The organism is Collimonas sp. OK412 (assembly GCF_900112135.1).
Taxonomy (GTDB): Bacteria; Pseudomonadota; Gammaproteobacteria; order Burkholderiales; family Burkholderiaceae_D; genus Collimonas; species Collimonas rhizosphaerae.
Window position 1 is genome coordinate 99,190 of the sequence record NZ_FOLC01000013.1, and the last position, 20,530, is coordinate 119,719.

Genomic DNA, 20,530 nt, shown 5'->3' on the forward strand with positions numbered 1-20,530 from the left:
TGCGTGCATGCCCTTTCCATTCATCTTGTGCCGATGCCTGCATCGGACTGTCATCTTTGTTTCAGGAGAAAAAAGCAATGAAATCATTCAGCTTGATGGTCGCCGGCGCCGGCGTGGCGTGCAGCCTGCTGGCGCCGGTGCAGGCGCAGGAACCGAGATCGTGCCAGACCGTGCGTTTCGCCGATGTCGGCTGGACCGACATCGCCGCCACCACCGGCCTGGCTTCCGCCGTGTACGAGGGCCTGGGCTACCACACCAGCAAGACCATCGCCTCGGTGCCGATCACCTTTGCCGGCGTAAAGAACAAGCAGATCGACCTGTTCCTCGGTTACTGGGCGCCGACCATGGATCCCATCATTGCCCCCTTCGTCAAGGAAAAATCGCTCAAGGTGCTGCCTACGCCGAACCTGACCGGCGCCAAATACACGCTGGCGGTGCCGACCTATGCCTACGATGCCGGCCTCAAGACCTTCGCCGATATCGCCAAGTACTCGAAAGAACTGGACGGCAAGATCTACGGCATCGAACCCGGCAACGACGGCAATGCGCTGATCCAGGGCATGATCAGCAAGAACCAGTTCAACCTGAAGAATTTCAAGATGGTGGAATCGAGCGAGGCCGGCATGCTGATCGAGCTGGGGCGGGCGGTCAAGCAAAAGAAATGGATCGTGATCCTGGGCTGGGAACCGCATCCGATGAATGTGCAGCAAAAGATCAGCTACCTGAGCGGCGGCGACGATGTATTCGGCCCCAATTTCGGCGAGGCCAAGGTGTACACCGTGGCGGCTACCGACTATGCGGCGCGCTGTCCGAACGCCGACAAGCTGGCCGGCAACCTGCAGTTTTCCACCGGCATCGAAAACCAGCTGATGGGACGCATCATGGACAAATCCGATCCCAAGGCCGCGGCCAAGGAGTGGCTGAAGAAGAATCCCGAGATCCTGGACAAGCTGCTGGCCGGGGTCAAGACCTTCGACGGCAAGGACGGCCTGCCGGCGGTCAAGACTTCGCTGGGGCTGTAACGGCGTAATGTTTTCCGGCTTCCATCTTCATAATTAATAACTGGAGGAGACACAATGTCTGAAAATCGTGGCGTGGTTTATATCGAGCAGGGCAAGGTCGAAATACAGTCGATCCCGTTTCCCAAGCTCGACAATCCGCAAGGCAGGAAAATCGAGCATGGCGTGATCCTGAAAGTGGTTTCCACCAACATCTGCGGTTCCGACCAGCACATGGTGCGCGGCCGCACTACCGCCCAGGCGGGGCTGGTGCTGGGCCATGAAATTACCGGCGAAGTGATCGAGGTCGGTTCCGATGTCGAAACCATCAGGAAGGGCGACCTGGTTTCAGTACCCTTCAACGTCGCCTGCGGCCGCTGCCGCACCTGCAAGGAACAGCACACCGGCGTCTGCGAAACCGTCAATCCGGCGCGCGCCGGCGGCGCTTATGGCTATGTCGACATGGGCGGCTGGATAGGCGGCCAGGCCGAGTACGTGATGGTGCCTTACGCCGACTTCAATTTGCTGCGTTTCCCCGACAAAGAGCAGGCGATGGGCAAGATCCGCGACCTGACCTGCCTGTCGGATATCCTGCCGACCGGCTACCACGGCGCGGTGACGGCTGGGGTCGGCCCCGGCGCCACGGTGTATGTCGCCGGCGCCGGTCCGGTCGGCCTGGCTGCGGCAGCCTCGGCGCGCTTGCTGGGAGCGGCGGTGGTGATCGTCGGCGACGTCAATCCGCTGCGGCTGGTGCATGCGCGCAGCGTCGGTTTTGAAACGGTCGACCTGTCCCTCGATGCGTCGCTGGGCGAGCAGATCACGCAGATCCTGGGCGTGCCGGAAGTCGATTGCGCGATCGACTGCGTCGGCTTCGAGGCGCGCGGCCACGGCCACGCCGGGGCGCAGTCGGAAGCGCCGGCGACCGTGCTCAATTCGCTGATGGAGGTGACCCGCGTGGCCGGCAAGATCGGCATCCCGGGTCTGTACGTGACCGACGATCCGGGCGCCGTCGACAGCGCCGCCAAGCGCGGCAGCCTGAGCATCCGCCTTGGACTGGGCTGGGCCAAGTCGCACAGCTTCCATACCGGGCAGACGCCGGTGATGAAATACAACCGGCAGCTGATGCAGGCGATCCTGTGGGACCGCATCAAGATCGCCGAGATCGTCGGCGTTGAAGTCATCACCCTGGACCAGGCGCCGGCCGGTTACCAGCAGTTCGATGCCGGCGCGCCGAAGAAGTTTGTCATCGATCCGCATCGCTTGCTGCAAAAAGCCGCCTGAGCAATCTCGGCTTGATGGCCTGCTGACGGTCTTTTTTTGCGCCGTCAGGGGCCGCTCACGCAGGCGCCAGCAGCGCCTGGAACTGGTCCAGGATCGCGACAATCCTGTCGCTGGATAAAGACAGCAGCGCCTCTCCCACATACCACTCGACATAACTCTGCTGCGGCAAGGCCGCATGCCTGGCTTCGCCGAACAGCCAGACACCGTGTTCCCTGGCCAGCTGGTTGCGGGCGGCGTTTGCTGCATCGCGGTCGACCGGCAGGTAGAGATGCAGCATGTTGCAATGCGGCTGCCGCGGATTGACCTGCCACAGCGGGTAGCGCGCCAGCAGCTGGTACAGCTCCCGGGTGCGCTGCAGGTAGGCCGGCATGCGCGCCAGTTTTTCATCGAAGCGCATTGCCGCCGCCACTACATAGGGTGAGCGCTGGTAGACGTTGCCGCCCAGCCGTTTCATCCATGCCGAGGTGCGGCCGATGAAATCGCGGCTGCCCAGCAGCATGGCGCCGCCCAGGCCGCCGATGCCCTTGTAGAACGAGACGTACGCGCTGTCGAAGCCGGCCGCCACGCTGTCCAGCGGTTTGCCGTAGCCGGCGGCAGCTTCCCACAGGCGGGCGCCGTCCAGGTGCAGATGAATGTGTTGTTCGCGGCAGTATCGCTTGACCGCTTCCAGTTCTTCCCATGCCGGCAGCTGGCCGCCGATTTCACGCATGGGCAATTCGTACAGCGCAGCTCCCAGGCGGTCAGGGATGGCTTTCAGGTCATCGACCGTCCATGGCCGGTGCGGGTTGCCGACATTGAGCGCGGTGAAATGGTCAAGCAGCTGGTAATTGCTGTTTTCATGCAGCAAGACATGCGCGGTGGGATGCAGCGCCGCCAGCGGATTGTTCCTGTCCTGGCAAGCGATGCGAAGCGCGACGGCCTGGGCAAGCGTTCCGGTAATCACGAAGCGGGCAGCTTCGAAACCCAGCAGCGCCGCGACCTTGTTTTCAAAATCCTGGAGCAGGGCGCCTTCGCCGTAGCTGTCGTGCTGGATGCCGTGCGCCTGGCACCAGGCGGCCATCTCGGCAAAATCCTGGGCGGCAGGACGCGGCGCGGCGCCGGAAAAGAAGGTATGGCATTGATTGCGCAGATCGGCGTTTGACATGGCTTGCGGTTCAGGCCCGTGGGCCAGGGTTAGGAAGGGGATTGCCATCTTACCCGGATTCAGCATCCCGGCTGAACATGTCTAATTGGTAATATTCCGGGATTCGGCTTATGCCCTACAAGAAAATGTCATCGCGTCCCACCGGTGACTTGGCCGTAGAATTAAATATTGTCGTGCTTGTCGGAAAAGGACAAACACTTGTCAGCTACGGAAAATAGGCCAGCCTGTGCAAGGACAAAATGATGCCAAGGAATAGCACTGCAACCGATTGCCGATTGTGGCTTAAATTGTGGCTTGAATTGTGGCTTGAAGCCAAGTCCGGATCGGGGCTGTTGCGCTGTACCCTGGCGTTGTCGTGTCTCGTGCGCTGCTTGCCGTTGGCCGGGAAAAATACTTCAACCCACCCAGGAGTTGTCATGAACGTTAGCACCATGTTTTGCCAGTGTATCCAATCGGGTTTCCTATGAACATCAGCACATTCGATTTATTCAAGGTCGGCATCGGCCCCTCCAGTTCGCATACGGTGGGACCGATGATTGCCGCCAATCGGTTTGCTGCGCATTTGCACGATAGCGGCCTGCTCGATGCGGTGCATGCGGTCAGGGTCGAGCTATACGGTTCGCTCGGCGCGACCGGCAAGGGCCACGGCAGCGACAAGGCAGTGCTGCTTGGACTGGAAGGCAACCTGCCGGACAACATCGACCCGGACCACGTCGAGCCGCGCCTGGCGGAAATCCGCAGCACCAGGAAACTGCTGTTGAACGGCAGCCATCCGATTGGCTGCGTGGAGAAAGAGCATGTACTGTTTTTCCGCCGCGAAGCCTTGCCGCAACATCCGAACGGCATGCGTTTTGTCGCCCTGGATGCTGCCGGCAGCGTGATCGCGGAAAAGGAATACTACTCGGTCGGCGGCGGTTTCGTGGTCAGCAAGGAAGGCCAGCGCGTCAACCTGGTGCAGGCGGGCAGCGTGCAAAGCGAAGGCGAGCTGCCGTATCCGTTCCATTCCGGCGACGAGCTGTTGCGCATGTGCGCTGAAAGCGGCCTGACGATTGCCGCGCTGATGATGGAAAACGAAAAGCATTGGCGTTCGGCGGAAGAAGTGCGGACCAAGCTGCTCGGCATCTGGGACGTGATGGCGGCGGCGGTCAAGCGCGGCTGTTCGATAGACGGTGAATTGCCGGGCCCGATGCGGGTCAAGCGCCGCGCTTCCGAACTGTACCGGCAGTTGAAGGAGCGTTCCGAGGAATCGTTCACGGATCCTTTGTCCATGCTGGACTGGGTCAACCTGTATGCGATGGCGGTGAATGAAGAAAACGCCGCGGGCGGGCGGATCGTCACCGCGCCCACCAACGGCGCGGCGGGCGTATTGCCGGCGGTGCTGCATTACTACACCAAGTTCATTCCCGGTTCGAATAAAGACGGGATCATGACCTTCATGCTGACGGCTGCAGCGATCGGCCTGATCTACAAGGAAAACGCTTCCATCTCCGGCGCTGAAGTCGGTTGCCAGGGCGAGGTCGGCGTCGCCTGTTCGATGGCAGCGGGAGCATTGGCGGCGGTCCAGGGCGGCACGCCAGAGCAGATCGAGAACGCTGCCGAAATCGGCATGGAACACAACCTCGGCATGACCTGCGACCCGGTCGGCGGCCTGGTGCAGATTCCCTGCATAGAACGCAATGCGATGGGCGCGGTGAAGGCAATCAACGCCGCCCGCATGGCCTTGCGCGGCAACGGCAAGCATTATGTGTCGCTGGACAATGTGATCAAGACCATGATGCAGACCGGCGCCGACATGAAGACCAAATACAAAGAAACATCACGTGGCGGTTTGGCGGTAAATGTCATCGAGTGCTGAGTAGTCGGCGGCAATAAACAGCGGTTCCGGAACTTTGAGGAGTGTATGAGCAATTATTCGATATTCAGCCTGATCCGCAACGGGCTCTCCTACCATGAGAACTGGCAGCGGGCCTGGAAAAGTCCGGAACCGAAAAAGGAATACGACATTGTCATCGTCGGCGGCGGCGGCCATGGCCTGGCTACTGCTTACTACCTGGCCAAGGTGCACGGCTTGCGCAATATCGCGGTGATCGAAAAAGGCTGGATAGGCGGCGGCAACACTGCCCGCAACACCACCATCGTGCGCTCGAACTACCTGTGGGACGAGTCGGCCATGCTGTATGAAAAAGCCATGCAGCTGTGGGAAGGTCTTTCGCAAGATCTGAACTACAACGTCATGTTCAGCCAGCGCGGCGTGATGAACCTGGCGCATACCCTGCAGGACGTGCGCGATACCGACCGCCGCATCAACGCCAACTGCCTCAACGGCGTCGACGCCGAATGGCTGACGCCGGCGCAGGTCAAGGAAATCGTGCCGATCATTAACCTGAACAGCCACTATCCGGTGCTGGGCGCTTCGTTCCAGCGGCGCGGCGGGGTGGCGCGGCACGATGCGGTGGCATGGGGCTTTGCCCGCGGCGCCGATGAGCGCGGCGTGGATATCTTGCAGAATTGCGGCGTCACCGGGATCCGGCGCGAGAATGGCGCGGTGACCGGGGTGGATACCGTCAAAGGTTTCATCAAGGCGAAGAAAGTAGCGGTAGTCGCCGCCGGCCATTCCAGTGTGCTGGCGGCGATGGCGGGCATCCGCCTGCCGCTGGAGAGCCATCCGTTGCAGGCGCTGGTGTCGGAACCGATCAAGCCGATCATCGATACGGTGGTAATGTCGAATGCGGTGCACGCCTACATCAGCCAGTCCGACAAGGGTGACCTGGTGATCGGCGCTGGCGTCGACCAGTACACCGGCTACGGCCAGCGCGGCAGCTACCACGTGATCGAAGGCACGCTGCAGGCGATCGTCGAAATGTTCCCGGTGCTGAGCCGGGTCCGCATGAACCGGCAGTGGGGCGGCATCGTCGATGTCTCGCCGGACGCTTGCCCGATCATTTCCAAGACTCCGGTCAAGGGTTTGTACTTCAACTGCGGCTGGGGCACCGGCGGCTTCAAGGCCACGCCGGGCTCGGGCTGGGTGTTCGCCCACACGATTGCCAACGATAATCCGCACCCCTTGAACGCTCCGTTTGCGCTGGACCGTTTCTACAGCGGCCACCTGATCGACGAACACGGCGCCGCCGCCGTCGCTCACTAATTTCCGCTATCTGCCTGGAGATCCATCATGTTATTGATTACCTGCCCTTGGTGCGGGCCGCGCGCCGAGAGTGAATTCCATTGCGGCGGCGAAGCCGACATCGCGCGTCCGCTGGACACCGAAAACATCAGCGACGAAGCCTGGGGCGACTATCTGTTCATGCGCAAGAATCCGCGCGGCGTGCACCGCGAGCAGTGGCTGCACAGCCATGGCTGCCGGCGCTGGTTCTTGGCCGAGCGCGACACCGTCACTTACGAATTCCTCGGCTACAGCAAGTTCGGCGAAAAGACTGAAACAGGGAGCGCAACATGAGCAACCGCCAAACGCATCGACTGCAGAGCGGCGGCCGCATAGACCGCGGCGCGGCGCTCAGCTTTACCTTCAACGGCAAGAGTTACCAGGGTTTCCAGGGCGATACGCTGGCCTCGGCGCTGCTGGCGAACGGCGTGCATTTTGTGGCGCGCAGCTGGAAATACCATCGTCCGCGCGGCATCGTCACCGCCGGCGTGGAAGAACCGAATGCGCTGGTGCAGCTGGAAACCGGCGCTTACACGGTGCCCAACGCCCGCGCCACCGAAATCGAGCTGTACCAGGGCTTGAGCGCGGCCAGCGTTAATGCCAGCCCCAGCATCGAGAACGACCGGATGGCGGTGAACCAGCTGTTTGCCCGTTTCATCCCGGCCGGTTTCTATTACAAGACATTCAAGTGGCCGCGCAGCTGGTGGGGCAAGTACGAAGAAGTGATACGGGAAGCGGCCGGCTTCGGCAAGGCGCCGACCGAGCTCGATCCTGACCGCTACGAAAAGACCTACGCGCATTGCGATGTGCTGGTTGCAGGCGCCGGTCCGGCCGGTCTGGCGGCGGCATGGGTGGCCGCCAGCTCCGGCGCGCGGGTGGTGCTGGTCGACGACCAGTCGGAACTGGGCGGCAGCCTGCTGTCCGGGCCGGCGGTGATCGACGGTTTGCCTGCCGCCGAGTGGGTGGCAAAGATCAGCGCCGACCTGAGGCGTTTGCCGGAAGTGACGATCTTGTCGCGCAGCACGGTATTCGGCTACCAGGACCACAACCTGCTGACCGTGACCCAGCGCCTGAGCGAGCATTTGCCGCTGGCGGCGCGCGGCCTGGTGCGCGAGCGCCTGTGGAAAGTGCGCGCCAAGCACGTGATACTGGCTACCGGCGCCCATGAGCGGCCGATCGTGTTTGGCAACAACGACCTGCCAGGCATCATGCTGGCGTCGGCGGTATCGACCTATATCCACCGCTACGGCGTGCTGCCGGGGCGCAAGGCAGTGATCTTCACCAATAACGACGATGCTTACCAGACCGCGCTGGACCTGAAGGCCAATGGCGCCGAAGTGACCGTGGTCGACCCGCGCCCGGCCGGCAGCAGCAGCTTGCCGGCTGCCGCCAGGCGGCAGGGCGTCAACATTATCAACGACGCCGTGGTGGTGACTGCCAGCGGCGGCCGCCATGTCAAGCTGGTGGAGGTGGTGCGTCACCAGGATGGCGTGCCGGGACAGTTCATCACCTCGGTTTCCTGCGACCTGCTGGGCGTGTCGGGCGGCTGGAATCCGGTGATCCACCTGTTTGCCCAGTCCGGCGGCAAGGCCCACTGGAGTAACGAGAAGGCTTGTTTTGTGCCGGGCTCGGCGATGCAAAAGGAAACCAGCGCGGGCGCCGCCAACGGCGATTTCAGCCTCGGCGGCGCCTTGCGCGACGGTGCTCTGGCGGCCCGGCAAGCGATCCTTGCAGCCGGCCTGAAGCCGGTGGCGCTGCCCAACTGGAAAGTGGCTGAGCTGTCCGAAGCCGCCATCTTGCCCTTGTGGCTGGTGGGCGACCGCAAGCAGGTGGGGCGCGGCCCCAAGCAGTTCGTCGATTACCAGAACGACGTTTCGGCGGCGGACATCTACCTGGCGGCGCGCGAGGGCTACCACTCGGTGGAACACGTCAAGCGGTACACCGCGCTCGGCTTCGGCACCGACCAGGGCAAGCTCGGTAATATCAACGGCATGGCGATCCTGGCTGAAGTGCTGGGCAAGACCATCCCGGAAACCGGCACCACCACCTTCCGCCCGAACTACACGCCGGTAACCTTCGGCACCGTGGCCGGGCGCGAACTGGGCGAGTTCCTGACGCCGATCCGCAAGACCTGCATCCATCCCTGGCACCAGGAGCAGGGCGCCTTGTTTGAAGATGTCGGCAACTGGAAACGGCCATGGTATTACCCGCGCGGCAAGGAAGACCTGCACGCCGCGGTGGCGCGCGAATGCCTGGCGGCGCGCAACAGCGTCGGCATCCTGGATGCTTCGACCCTGGGCAAGATCGATGTGCAGGGGCCGGATGCGGTGACCTTGCTGAACTGGATCTACACCAATCCGTGGAACAAGCTGGAAGTCGGCAAATGCCGCTACGGCCTGATGCTGGATGAAAACGGCATGGTGTTCGACGACGGCGTCACGGTGCGCCTGGGCGAACAGCATTTCCTGATGAGCACCACCACCGGCGGCGCGGCGCGCGTGCTGGACTGGATGGAGCGCTGGCTGCAGACCGAATGGCCGCACCTGAAGGTCAACCTGACTTCCGTGACCGACCACTTCGCGACGTTTGCGGTGGTGGGGCCGAATGCCCGGCGCGTGCTGCAGAAAGTGTGCAAGGACATTGATTTCTCGAACGAGAAATTCCCGTTCATGTCGTTCCGCGAAGGCAGCATCAACAGCGTGTTCACCCGCATCATGCGCATCAGCTTTTCCGGCGAACTGTCGTATGAGGTCAACGTGCCGGCCAACATGGGGCGCGCGATCTGGGATGCGATCATCGAAGCCGGCCAGGAATTCGATATCACGCCTTACGGCACCGAGACCATGCACGTGCTGCGGGCAGAGAAGGGCTACATCATCGTCGGCCAGGATACCGATGGCTCGGTGACGCCATTCGACCTCGGCATGGGCGGCCTGGTCGCCAAATCCAAGGATTTCCTCGGCAAGCGTTCGCTGATCCGTTCCGATACCGCGCGCGGCGACCGCAAGCAGCTGGTCGGACTGCTGAGCGATGACAAGGATGTTGTCTTGCCCGAAGGCAGCCAGATCCTGGCGGAGCCGAGCAATGAACCGGTGGCCGACATGATAGGGCACGTGACGTCCAGCTATTTCAGCCCGATCCTGCAGCGCTCGATTGCATTCGCGCTGATCAAGGGTGGCCTCGGCAAGATGGGGCAGGAAGTCAGCATTCCGCTGGCGAACGGACGCAATCTCGCGGCCAAGATCAGCAGCTTGGTGTTTTACGATGCAGAAGGAGTCCGTCAACATGTTGAATGAAACCCAGCTTTTCCAGGTGCAGCAGGAATCGCCGTTCACCGAACTGACGCAAATGCTGGCGCCGCTTGCGGCGGGCGCCAACGCAGCCGTCAGCATGGAGGAGAAACCCTTCCTTGAATTGATCAACCTCAAGGGCGGGGCGGAATCCACGGTATTGCAGAAAGCTGTCAAAAGCCTCACAGGCGCGGTTTTGCCGCTGCAGCCGAACACGGTAAGCGACAGCGAACAGTTCGCCATCTACTGGCTGGCGCCCAACGAATGGCTGATCCAGTCGAAGCAGCCGCGCCTGCCGGCGCTGTGCACCGACCTGGCCGGCGCGCTGGCGGGAGAGTTTGCTTCCGTGGTGGATGTCAGCAGCGGCAACACCAGCCTGGTGCTCAGCGGAACGAAGGCGCGCGAGGTGCTGCAGAAGGGGTGTCCGCTGGATTTCCATCCGGCTGTGTTCACGCTTGGCCAATGCGCCCAGAGTCATTTCTTCAAGGCCGGCGTCTTGCTGCGGCCGCTGGCCGATGATGCGTATGAACTGGTCATCCGGCGCAGCTTCGCTGACTATTTCGGCCGTATCCTGCTCGACGCTTGCCAGGAGTATCTATGATCCCAGATTCCCCAGTTGACCGCTTACTTTTGTCTGAAGCTCCGAGGCGCGCATATTTGTTTTCATTCGATAAGTGTAGTCAATTGGATGGCGAGCGCTACAGGCGCGATTGCACATTTTTCCGGCCCTCTGGCGTCGTTGCTTCTCCTAGCGGACTGCAGTCCGCGTCGTCGTCGCGCCTAGCCAGAGAACCGGAAAAATGCACACTCGCACCAGTCCAACTGAGGATTCTGGGATTATGAAAAATGAAAACATCGCTAGCGGCGTCCGCTGGCAGATCTTCGTCGAAGCCTTGTCGACGATCACGCGCATCGGCCTGCATCCGCATGAGCATGAAAAGCCGCAGCCGGTGGAGCTGGATATCGAGCTGTCCTACCGCACCGGCGGCGGCCAGCACGATGACGACGCCGCTTCGGTGATCGACTACGATCATTACTGCGGCGTGGTGACTGCTTTCCTGCAGGCCAAGCCGCACACCCGCCTGCTGGAGACGCTGGCGTCGGAAGTCGCCAGCCTGTCGTTCCGCGAATTCCCCATGCTGGATGAAATCCGGGTTGCGATCCACAAACCGAAGATCCGTCCCAATACCGCGCGGCTGGGCGTGGCTTCGAGCTGGACGCGCTGGAGTTATGAGACGCTGCTGATACAGCAGCCGCTGGAAAGCAGCGTCGCAGCCTGACATTGGCATGATGGCAGTAATCTTCCGATGGCAAGCCCGCATGCGCGGGCTTTTTTTATGCGGCACTGCGGAATAAGTTAGGCTGGTATTTTTCGCGGTAACGCTGCAAGTTGCCCGGGATTCGTCTACCATTTGTCATGAGCCGCACAATTCAAACCACGATCCCACGGGATAATTTCCCTTTCCAAAAAGCATCTTCCCCAGCAGAGATATCGGTCGCCGGGAAACCGCATCGATAGACATTGTGATAATGTCGCTGCCACCGAATTTTCATTAGCGTACCCAGGAGACCATCAATGAGCACCCCTACCACTCTTTCTGCGGCCGAGCAGGCCCTGCGCGACGCTGCGCTCGAGTACCATCGCAGCCCGACGCGCGGCAAGATCGCCGTGGTGCCGACCAAGCCCCTGTCGAACCAGCGCGACCTGTCGCTGGCGTATTCGCCCGGCGTCGCCTATGCCTGCCTGGCGATCCACGAAGATCCAGAGATGGCGGTGGAATACACCTCGCGCGCCAACCTGGTGGGCGTGGTCACCAACGGCACCGCGGTGCTAGGCCTGGGCGACATCGGGCCGCTGGCCGGCAAGCCGGTCATGGAAGGCAAGGGCTGCCTGTTCCACAATTTTGCCGGCATCGACGTGTTCGACATCGAACTGGCCGAGCGCGACCCGGACAAGCTGGTCGAGATCATCGCCGCGCTGGAGCCGACGCTGGGCGGCATCAACCTGGAAGACATCAAGGCGCCGGAATGTTTCTATATCGAGAAGAAGCTGCGCGAACGCATGAAGATCCCGGTCTTCCACGACGACCAGCACGGCACCGCGATCATTTCCTCGGCAGCCTTGCTGAACGGCCTGGAGCTGGTCAACAAAAAGATCGGCGAAGTCAAGCTGGTGGCTTCCGGCGCCGGCGCGGCGGCGATTGCCTGCCTCGACCTGATGGTCGAGCTGGGCGTCAAGCGTGAAAACATTTTTGTCTGCGACTCGCGCGGCGTGATCCATGACAAGCGCGAAGACAAGCTGGATGTGTCCAAGCAGCGCTATCAGCAAACCACCAATGCCCGCACCCTGGCCGACGCGATTGTCGGCGCCGATGTGTTCCTCGGCTGCTCGGCGCCCGGCGTGCTGACCCAGGACATGGTCAGGGCCATGGGTTCGCAGCCCATCATCCTGGCATTGGCCAACCCGGAACCGGAAATCCGCCCGGAGCTGGCGCTGGAAGCGCGGCCGGACTGCATCATCGCCACCGGCCGTTCGGACTATCCGAACCAGGTCAACAACGTTTTGTGCTTCCCTTATATTTTCCGCGGCGCGCTCGATTGCGGCGCCACCAGCATCACGGAAGCGATGAAGGTCGCCTGCGTGCGCGAGATCGCCGACCTGACCAAGGCCGAGATCAGCGAAGAAGTGGCTTCCGCCTATGCCGGCCAGGAACTGCATTTCGGTCCTGAATACCTCATCCCGAAGCCGTTCGATTCACGCCTGATCCTGCGTATCGCGCCTGCGGTCGCCCGCGCCGCCGAAGAGTCGGGCGTGGCGACGCGTCCGATCAAGGACATGGAGGCTTATCGCCAGTCGCTGATGCGTTTCGTCAGCCATACCGGCATGTTCATGCGTCCGGTGTTCGTCGCGGCGCGCGGCGAGCCGCAGCGTATCGTCTACGCTGAGGGCGAGGATGAGCGCGTATTGCGCGCGGTGCAGATCGCGCTCGAAGAAAAGCTGGTGCGGCCGATCCTGATCGGCCGTCCGGCGGTGATCGAGGCACGCATCAAGCGCGCCGGCTTGCGTTTGCAGGCAGGGCGCGATTTCGAGCTGATCAATCCGGAAGACGATGTGCGTTTCCGCCAGTACTGGGAAACCTACCACGAGATCAAGGCGCGCGACGGCGTTACGCCGGAGATGGCGAAATCGACGCTGCGCCGTTCGAACACCACCATCGCCTCGCTGCTGGTCAAGCTGGGCGACGCCGACGGCATGCTGTGCGGCCTGGTCGGGCGTTTCGACAACCACCTGGAACATGTGAGCGACATCATCGGCCTGCGTGACGGCGCCAAGTGCTTCGCTACCATGAACGGCCTGGTGCTGGACAAGCACACCTTGTTCATCGCCGACACTTTCGTCAACGACGATCCGGACGCCGAGCAGCTGGCCGATATCGCGGCGATGGCGGTGGAAGAGGTGCGGCGTTTCGGCGTGCCGCCCAAGGTGGCGTTCCTGTCGCATTCGATGTTCGGTTCCAGCACGCGGCCGTCGGCCAAGAAAATGCGCGCCGCGCGCGATCTGTTCGTCAAGCGCATGCCGGACGTCGAAGCCGATGGCGAGATGCACGGCGATGCAGCCTTGAGCGCGGAGGTGAGGGCGCAGTTCCTGCCGAAATCCACGCTCAGCGGCGATGCCAATGTGCTGGTGACGCCGAACCTGGACGCCGCCAATATCCTGTTCAATGTGCTGAAGATGACCGGCGGCCAGGGCGTTACAGTGGGGCCGGTATTGCTGGGCGCCGCGGCGCCGGTGCACATCCTGAATCCGTCGGCGACTGTGCGGCGGGTGGTCAACATGACGGCGCTGGTGGTGGCGAACGCGATCTCTGCCAAGCAGGGAGCATAAGCTGACGGGGGACAGGATGCTTGATCCTGTCCCCCGCTCAATGCAATACCTGCAATGCTGTCAGTCGAACAGCTCTTGCCAGAAACTCTCTTTCTTCTTCGGCCGGCGGTAATCGCCGTACTGCGACCCCTGCTGCTCCTGACGATATTCGGGCTGATGCCGGACCGGAGCTGCCGGCTGCGCCCTGGCGCTTGCCAGTTCATGCGTCGATTGCTGGATGATCTTGTCCAGTTCGCCGCGGTCCAGCCAGACACCGCGGCAGCCGGGACAATAATCGATTTCGATGCCCTGGCGCTCGCTCATGACGAGCTCCTTGTCTTTACATACGGGGCAATGCATAGTCACTCTCCATAATAATCAAACGTAACCCTGGCAGGCCGTGCAGGCCCTGCCGCGGATTTACTCTTTGTTGACGAATCCCAGCAGCTGCAGCAGGCTGGTGAACAGGTTGAAAATCGAGACGAACAGGCTGACGGTAGCCATCACATAATTGGTCTCGCCGCCGCGCACGATATTGTTGGTTTCAAACAGGATCATGCCCGACATCAGCAGCACGAACACCGCGGATACGGTCAGCGACAAGGCCGGGATGCTGAAGAAGATCGCTGCCAGTCCGGCCACGAAAGCCACCAGCACGCCAACCGTCAGCATGCCACCCATGAAGGACAGGTCGCGCTTGGTGACCAGCGCGTAGGCGGACATCCCCAGGAAAATGACGGCGGTGCCGGCCAGCGCCATCATCACCGTCAAGCCGCCGTTAGGCAGGCTCAGGTAATGGCTGACGATCGGTCCCAGGGTGTAGCCCATGAAGCCGGTCAGGGCGAACACCAGCCCCACGCCGAGCCCCTGGTCACGGTATTTGGTCACCAGGAACAGCAAGCCGAAATAGCCGATCAGGGTAATGATGATGCCGGGCGCGGGCAGGCTGAACGCTATCGAGGCGCCGGCGACGATGGCGCTGAAGCCCAGGCACAGCGACAGCAGCAGGTAGGTGTTGCGCAGGACCTTGCGCGCAGCGCCGTCCATCACCGTGGTGGCGGCATGCCTGGCGCTGCTGTTTCTGAGAGTGTTGTAACGGTTGTTCATGATGGTCTTTCGTCAAATTAGATAAGAGCTGGTTCGCTGACCGGCACCGTGTATCTGGTATGCCGGATCGATTTGGCGCGCGACAGCAGGCGGTCGATGGCTTGTGCGGCGCGATGCGCGGCCTGGTCGACCATGGCCGCGACATCGTTTCCTTTTTCGGTGATCACCACGGTCGGCAGGCCGGGCAAGGTCAGCTGGATCTGGCAATGCTTGTCGATGCCGCCCTTGGGGCCGTTCTGGTCGCTGATGCGCACTTTCATTGCCTGGATGCTGTATTGCCTCCTGTCGAGCGCCAGGCTCAAGCGACGGATAACGTACTCGCGCAGCCTGCGGCTGAGTTTTACACCTTTGGTAGCGACGATGGCGATAGTCGGTTTCATCAAAGACTCCAGTTCGTTTCAGGAGAAATCATCATATAGCCGCGACATGAACTTAAAAAGCGAAGATAATCGAAGAATTACTTCGGAAAAACGGAACAATGAAGACATCGGGACTGAATTTCCGCCACCTGCATTATTTCTGGGTGGTGGCCAAGGAGGGCAGCGTCACGCGCGCCGCCGAACGGCTGGGACTGGCGGTGCAAACCATCAGCGCCCAGCTGTCGCTGCTGGAGCAGGCGATAGGAAAGTCGCTGCTGGCGCCGCAGGGGCGGCGGCTGGTATTGACCGAAGCAGGACGCCTGGCGCTGGGTTACGCCGACCAGATCTTCCTGCTGGGCGAACAGATGCAGGAGGCGCTTGCCGCCGTCGAAGACGAACCTACCTTGCGGCTGGCGGTCGGCATTTCGGATTCGCTGCCGAAACTGATCTCGTCGCGCCTGCTGGAAGCCGCGCTGCGCCTGCCGCAACGGGTCAAGCTGGTGTGTTTCGAGGACAAGTTCGAGTCGCTGCTGGGCGACCTCACCATGCACAAACTGGATGTGGTGCTGACTGACCGGCCGGCGCCGTCCGGCGCGGCATTACGTGTGTTCAGCCATCTGCTCGGCGAAAGCGACATCGCGCTGTTTGGCAGCAAGGAGCTGGCCAAGCGTTACCGCGCAGGATTCCCGGCCAGCCTGAGCGGCGCGCCCTTGCTGCTGCCGACCCGCAACAACGTGATCCGCGGCCGCATCGACCATTGGTTCGAGACGCATGAACTGCGGCCGGACGTGGTCGGCGAATTCGATGACAATGCGTTGCTGAACACCTTCGGCCGCAACGGCCTGGGCCTGTTTCCGGCGCCGTCGGCGCTCGCCGTAGACGTCGAGGAACAGTTCGGCGCGGTGCTGATCGGCGAGCTGGACCAGGTGCATGAGCAGTTCTATGCGGTGTCGAATGAGCGCAAGATCAAGCATCCGGCGGTGGAGGCGATTCTGTCAGCGATACACGGCAGGGTGTTCACCCCGGTCAAGCGTAAATGAGCTAGGCCTCTGACAAGGCGCGCCGGTGCTCGCCGGGGCTGCTTCCTGTCCATTTCTTGAAGGCTCGGTGGAAGGCGCTGGAATCGGCAAAACCAAGGCTGATGGCTATCTCTTCTATGCTCCTGGCTGAGCCGCTCAGGTAATTGATCGCCAGGTCGCGCCGCAGGTTGTCCTTGATCGCCTGGTACGATTGCCCCTCGTGGCTAAGCTTGCGGCGCAGGGTCGAAGCCGGCGTGTTCAGCTGTCTCGACAGGCTGTCGAAATCCGACCATTCCGTCAGCGGCAGCTGGCGCAGCCGGCGGCGGATGGTCGCCGCCAGGCTGTCGTGGTTGCTGTATTTCACCAGCAGGTTGCCGGGCGCTTCGCGCAGGAAAGGCTGCAGCGTGCGCTGGTTCTGCACGATCGGCAAAGCCAGGCAGGCGGCGTCAAAGGTGATGCTGGTTTGCGGCTGGCTGAAACGCGCCTGGTCGCAAAAGCGGATCTTGTAGTCCAGGCTGGCCAGCGGTTCCTCGCAGCGGAAGTCCGCCGACAGCAGCTGGATGCGGCGTCCGATCAGCCAGCTGCCGATGCCGTGCACGATCATCAGGAAGGTGCCGTAGGCGAACATGCGGCGCGGGTGGCCGCTGTCGCTGATGGCGATGCGCGCCAGGCCGTCTTGTTCGGTGAGGGTGGCTGACATGTCGTCCAGCACCAGACGCAGGAAAACCAGCATGCGTTCAAGGGCCTTGCCGAGATTGGCGCTGTGCAGGGCGCTGCGGCACAGCATGTTGAAGCTGCCGACCCGCATCGGATGGCTGTCCATGCCGAAGAATTCATCGTCCATGGCATGCGCGATCAGGTACCACAGCCGGCCGTAGTTGGCGGCGGCGACCCGGGCGTGCGGTTCGTGCAGCCAGCGCGGCGCGATGCCGGCCTCGAGCAGCAGCGATTCGGTATCCATGCCGCGCTGGCGCATGCTGTGCAGCGCTTCATCGACGAAGCTGATGGCGATCGTACCCTTTTCCCACTCTTCCATATGACCACCTCCAAAACCTACTGCGCGGCTCAATCTCGGGGCGGCGATGCTCACCGTACTTTCGTACGGCTGCGCTTCTCACCCCGACCTTGAGCCGCTCGCTACGGTTTTAGAGGTGGCCATAATCTTATTTGCTCGGTATTGCAATTCCGATCAAACCCGCTGATCGCTTTTGACATGGCTGCCAGCCACTAAATATTCTAGACTTGATTGCAGCAATTCTATTTCTAACAACAACAAGAGCCGATTAAGCCTGCCATTTTAGGTTAGAGGAGAACACTCATGCCATCTGCTTTTCCAGGCGATGCTGCAACTGCGCACGCCAGCATTCCTGAATATGCCGAGTTTTATGCGGATTTCAATGTCGACAGCATTGCCGCCGAACTGTCCGGCAGCCTGCAGAGCGGCATCAACGCCTGTGTCGAGTGCTGCGATCGCCATGCCGTGCCCGGCCGCATCGCGTTGCTTTGGGAAGGCAAGGATGGCCGCAGCGCCAGCTATACCTTCGCCCAGCTCAAGGAATTGTCGGGTCGTTTTGCCAATTTCCTGAAAGAACGGGGCGTCCAGCCCGGCGACCGCGTCGCCGGATTGCTGCCGCGCACGCCGGAACTGCTGGTCGCGATCCTCGGCACCTGGCGTGCCGGCGCGGTATACCAGCCCTTGTTTACCGCTTTCGGCTCGAAATCGATTGAATACCGGGTGGCCGCCAGCGAAGCCAAGCTGATCGTGACCGACGCCGATAACCGCCATAAGCTGGAGGAAGTGCCGGATTGCCCGCCCATCATGACCGTAGCCGATGAAACGGCGGCCGGCGATTTCAATTTCCGGGCCGAGATGGCGCGCCAGCCGGCCGAGTTTGCGCCGGTGATGCGCAAGGCTGACGACGCTTTCATCATGCTGTTCACCTCCGGCACCACCGGGCCGGCCAAAGGCGTTGCGGTGCCGCTGCGGGCGATGCTGGCGTTCTACGTCTACACCCGCTACGCGATGGATGTGCAGCCGGAAGACGCTTTCTGGAATATCGCCGATCCCGGCTGGGCCTATGGCTTGTACTACTGCGTGACGGGGCCGATGCTGATGGGGCACGCGATTACCTTCTATGAGGGTTCGTTCACGGTAGAAAGCACCTACCGCATCATCGACAAATACAAGATTACCAATCTCGCCGGTTCGCCCACCGCGTACCGGCTGCTGATCGCCGGCGGCGCCGAAGCGGCGGCGCCGGCCAAGGGCCGGTTGCGCGTTGTCAGCAGCGCAGGGGAACCGCTGAATCCCGAAGTGATCCGCTGGTTCGGCGAACACCTTGCCTGTCCGATCAACGACCACTATGGGCAGACCGAAACCGGCATGGTGCTGTGCAACCACCATGGCTTGCGGCACGAAGTGCACATGGGTTCGGCCGGCCTCGCCATGCCCGGTTACCGGCTGGCAGTGCTGGACGACGATGAAAACGAACTGGGAGTGGGCCAGCCAGGCGTGCTGGCGGTGGACCGCCGGCATTCCCCGGTGTACTGGTTCCAGGGTTATTGGCAGCAGGATGCCGCCGATAACGAGGGCCGCTATTACGTCACCGGCGATACGGTCGAGAAAAACCAGGATGGCAGCATCAGCTTTATCGGGCGCGGCGACGATATCATTACCTCTTCCGGTTACCGCATCGGGCCTTTCGATGTCGAAAGCGCATTGCTGGAGCACGCGGCGGTAGTGGAAGCGGCGGTGGTCGGCAAGCCCGATCCCGAGCGCACTGAACTGGTCAAGGCTTTTGTCGTCTTAAGCAAGGACTACCAGGCCAGCGCGGAACTGGTGGCCGAGCTGCAGCAATACGTCAAGCATCGGCTGGCGGCGCATTCCTATCCGCGCGAAATCGAATTTTTAACTGAACTGCCCAAAACGCCGAGCGGCAAACTGCAGCGCTTCATCTTGCGCAACCAGGAAATCGCCAAGGCTAAAATCTAAAGAAGAAAAGAAGAGAAAACCATGCAAATCGAAAATAATGTATTCCTGATCAGCGGCGGCGGTTCCGGCCTGGGCGCGGCTACCGCCGCCATGCTGGTGCAGGGCGGCGCCAAGGTGGTGATCGCCGACATCAACCAGGAAGCCGGCGCCGCGCTGGCGACGCAGCTGGGCGCCAACGCCCGTTTCGTGGCGACCGATGTGTGCAGCGAAGCCAGCGCCGCGGAAGCTGTCAGCACGGCGCTCACCGTGTTCGGCGGCTTGCACGGCCTGGTCAGCTGCGCAGGCGTGGCGCCGGCCAAGCGCATCGTCGGCAAGGAAGGGCCGCATGCCCTGGAAGATTTTGCGCGGGTGATCCAGATCAACCTGATCGGCACGTTCAACATGATGCGGCTGGCCGCGGATGCGATGAGCAAGGGCGAGCCGAATGCCGACGGCGAGCGCGGCGTGATCATCAATACGGCTTCGGTGGCCGCCTTTGACGGCCAGATCGGCCAGGCTGCCTATGCTTCGTCCAAGGGCGGGGTGGTGGCCTTGACCTTGCCGGCGGCGCGCGAACTGTCGCGCCACGGCATCCGCGTGATGACGATTGCGCCCGGCATCATGGAAACCCCGATGCTGCTCGGCATGCCGGAAGAGGTGCAGGAGGCGCTCGGAAAAATGGTGCCGTTCCCGCCGCGGCTGGGCAAGCCGGCCGAATTCTCGGCGCTGGTGAAGACCATCGTCGAGACGGTCTACCTGAACGGCGAAGTGATCCGCCTCGACGGCGGGATCCGGCTGGCGCCGAAATAACGGCGCAGTCCGGCTTGTGGGGAATGAGGGGCAGCTGGGCGCGAGCTTAGCTGCCTTGCCGTTTTACGATCTCTTTATTGAAGAAGTCATAGATGCCGTTCTCGCCCATGCGGCGGGCATCGGCCAGCTCGCCGGCCTTGGTCGAGTACAGGATCTTGTTGTCCGGGCTGAGCAGCACGGCGGCTGGAATCCCCTTCTTGATCGGGTTGCCGTAAGACTGGGCAATGTCGAGATTCTTGTCGAAATTGCCGACGTCGATTTTCACCAGCACAAATTTGCCGTCGATCAGCGACGCGCTTTTGCCATGGATCGCCTTGTCCAGTTCGCGGCAATCGGTGCACCAGTTGGCGCCGAACACCAGAATCACCTGCTTGTGGCTGGCCTGGGCCTGGCTCAACGCCTGGCTCAGGTCGGCCTTGGCGTCGGCCTTTTCATCGTAGGGCAGCGGGGCGGCGGCTACCGCCTGCGCCAATAGCAGTCCCAGGCAGAGGGCGAAGAATTTTTTCATCATGCAATCCTGTTC

General features: G+C 61.8%; 18 protein-coding genes. 12 read left to right on the forward strand and 6 right to left on the reverse strand.

Annotation, left to right across the window (positions count from 1 at the left end; all coding sequences use genetic code 11):
* The first annotated feature begins 77 nt into the window (after window positions 1-77).
* Window positions 78-1,022 carry a choline ABC transporter substrate-binding protein gene (locus BM062_RS14995; protein WP_092398190.1) on the forward strand — a complete coding sequence of 315 codons (945 nt, stop codon included), beginning with the start codon at window positions 78-80 and terminating at the stop codon, window positions 1,020-1,022.
* A 54-nt stretch (window positions 1,023-1,076) separates the two neighbouring features.
* The gene (gene fdhA, locus BM062_RS15000) at window positions 1,077-2,279 is read left to right on the forward strand and encodes a formaldehyde dehydrogenase, glutathione-independent (protein WP_092398192.1); all 1,203 of its coding nucleotides are present in this window, start codon (window positions 1,077-1,079) and stop codon (window positions 2,277-2,279) included.
* A 55-nt stretch (window positions 2,280-2,334) separates the two neighbouring features.
* Here the strand turns inward: fdhA and BM062_RS15005 are convergent, their stop codons facing one another.
* On the reverse strand, window positions 2,335-3,423 hold the full coding sequence (locus tag BM062_RS15005) for a threonine aldolase family protein (RefSeq protein WP_092398309.1): 1,089 nt from the start codon (window positions 3,421-3,423) through the stop codon (window positions 2,335-2,337).
* A 463-nt stretch (window positions 3,424-3,886) separates the two neighbouring features.
* On the opposite strand from BM062_RS15005, the gene BM062_RS15010 reads away from it, so the two are divergent.
* The 7 genes from BM062_RS15010 to BM062_RS15040 all read left to right on the forward strand — a co-directional run bounded on the left by BM062_RS15010 (window position 3,887) and on the right by BM062_RS15040 (window position 13,762).
* The gene (locus BM062_RS15010; protein ID WP_092398194.1) at window positions 3,887-5,278 is read left to right on the forward strand and encodes an L-serine ammonia-lyase; all 1,392 of its coding nucleotides are present in this window, start codon (window positions 3,887-3,889) and stop codon (window positions 5,276-5,278) included.
* Between the two features lie 45 nt (window positions 5,279-5,323).
* The gene (locus BM062_RS15015) at window positions 5,324-6,568 is read left to right on the forward strand and encodes a sarcosine oxidase subunit beta family protein (protein WP_092398196.1); all 1,245 of its coding nucleotides are present in this window, start codon (window positions 5,324-5,326) and stop codon (window positions 6,566-6,568) included.
* A 27-nt stretch (window positions 6,569-6,595) separates the two neighbouring features.
* Window positions 6,596-6,880: a sarcosine oxidase subunit delta gene (locus BM062_RS15020; protein ID WP_092398198.1), complete on the forward strand. Its 285-nt coding sequence runs from the start codon at window positions 6,596-6,598 to the stop codon at window positions 6,878-6,880.
* Window positions 6,877-9,882: a sarcosine oxidase subunit alpha family protein gene (locus BM062_RS15025; protein ID WP_092398200.1), complete on the forward strand. Its 3,006-nt coding sequence runs from the start codon at window positions 6,877-6,879 to the stop codon at window positions 9,880-9,882. Before BM062_RS15020 ends, BM062_RS15025 begins: the two co-directional genes overlap by 4 nt.
* Window positions 9,872-10,477 carry a sarcosine oxidase subunit gamma gene (locus BM062_RS15030; RefSeq protein WP_254785085.1) on the forward strand — a complete coding sequence of 202 codons (606 nt, stop codon included), beginning with the start codon at window positions 9,872-9,874 and terminating at the stop codon, window positions 10,475-10,477. Before BM062_RS15025 ends, BM062_RS15030 begins: the two co-directional genes overlap by 11 nt.
* A 238-nt stretch (window positions 10,478-10,715) precedes the next feature.
* Window positions 10,716-11,156 carry a dihydroneopterin aldolase gene (locus BM062_RS15035; RefSeq protein WP_092398204.1) on the forward strand — a complete coding sequence of 147 codons (441 nt, stop codon included), beginning with the start codon at window positions 10,716-10,718 and terminating at the stop codon, window positions 11,154-11,156.
* A 296-nt stretch (window positions 11,157-11,452) separates the two neighbouring features.
* Window positions 11,453-13,762: an NADP-dependent malic enzyme gene (locus tag BM062_RS15040; protein ID WP_092398206.1), complete on the forward strand. Its 2,310-nt coding sequence runs from the start codon at window positions 11,453-11,455 to the stop codon at window positions 13,760-13,762.
* 60 nt (window positions 13,763-13,822) lie between these two features.
* On the opposite strand, the gene BM062_RS15045 is transcribed toward BM062_RS15040, so the two are convergent.
* From BM062_RS15045 to BM062_RS15055, 3 genes are all read right to left on the reverse strand, one after another.
* Entirely contained in the window at window positions 13,823-14,101 is a 279-nt protein-coding gene (locus BM062_RS15045) for a TFIIB-type zinc ribbon-containing protein (RefSeq protein ID WP_092398208.1), read from the reverse strand.
* A gap of 60 nt (window positions 14,102-14,161) precedes the next feature.
* A complete protein-coding gene (locus BM062_RS15050) occupies window positions 14,162-14,788 on the reverse strand; it encodes a Bax inhibitor-1/YccA family protein (protein ID WP_092398311.1) in 627 nt (208 codons plus the stop codon).
* 77 nt (window positions 14,789-14,865) lie between these two features.
* Window positions 14,866-15,228 carry an HPF/RaiA family ribosome-associated protein gene (locus BM062_RS15055; RefSeq protein ID WP_092398210.1) on the reverse strand — a complete coding sequence of 121 codons (363 nt, stop codon included), beginning with the start codon at window positions 15,226-15,228 and terminating at the stop codon, window positions 14,866-14,868.
* A gap of 98 nt (window positions 15,229-15,326) precedes the next feature.
* Here BM062_RS15055 and nhaR point away from each other — a divergent pair, with 98 nt between their 5' ends.
* Window positions 15,327-16,247 carry a transcriptional activator NhaR gene (nhaR, locus tag BM062_RS15060; RefSeq protein WP_092398212.1) on the forward strand — a complete coding sequence of 307 codons (921 nt, stop codon included), beginning with the start codon at window positions 15,327-15,329 and terminating at the stop codon, window positions 16,245-16,247.
* Window position 16,248: 1 nt separating this feature from the next.
* Here the strand turns inward: nhaR and BM062_RS15065 are convergent, their stop codons facing one another.
* The gene (locus tag BM062_RS15065) at window positions 16,249-17,262 is read right to left on the reverse strand and encodes an AraC family transcriptional regulator (RefSeq protein ID WP_092398214.1); all 1,014 of its coding nucleotides are present in this window, start codon (window positions 17,260-17,262) and stop codon (window positions 16,249-16,251) included.
* A gap of 282 nt (window positions 17,263-17,544) precedes the next feature.
* Between BM062_RS15065 and BM062_RS15070 the strand changes: the two genes are divergently transcribed.
* Together BM062_RS15070 and BM062_RS15075 are read left to right on the forward strand one after the other, a co-directional pair.
* A complete protein-coding gene (locus BM062_RS15070) occupies window positions 17,545-19,218 on the forward strand; it encodes an AMP-binding protein (RefSeq protein ID WP_254785086.1) in 1,674 nt (557 codons plus the stop codon).
* A 21-nt stretch (window positions 19,219-19,239) separates the two neighbouring features.
* Window positions 19,240-20,007 (forward strand): SDR family NAD(P)-dependent oxidoreductase, encoded by a 768-nt coding sequence (locus BM062_RS15075; RefSeq protein WP_092398216.1) that lies wholly within the window; start codon window positions 19,240-19,242, stop codon window positions 20,005-20,007.
* 46 nt (window positions 20,008-20,053) lie between these two features.
* Here BM062_RS15075 and BM062_RS15080 read toward each other — a convergent pair whose 3' ends face one another.
* Window positions 20,054-20,518 (reverse strand): thioredoxin family protein, encoded by a 465-nt coding sequence (locus BM062_RS15080; RefSeq protein ID WP_217647599.1) that lies wholly within the window; start codon window positions 20,516-20,518, stop codon window positions 20,054-20,056.
* Between the last annotated feature and the right edge of the window lie 12 nt (window positions 20,519-20,530).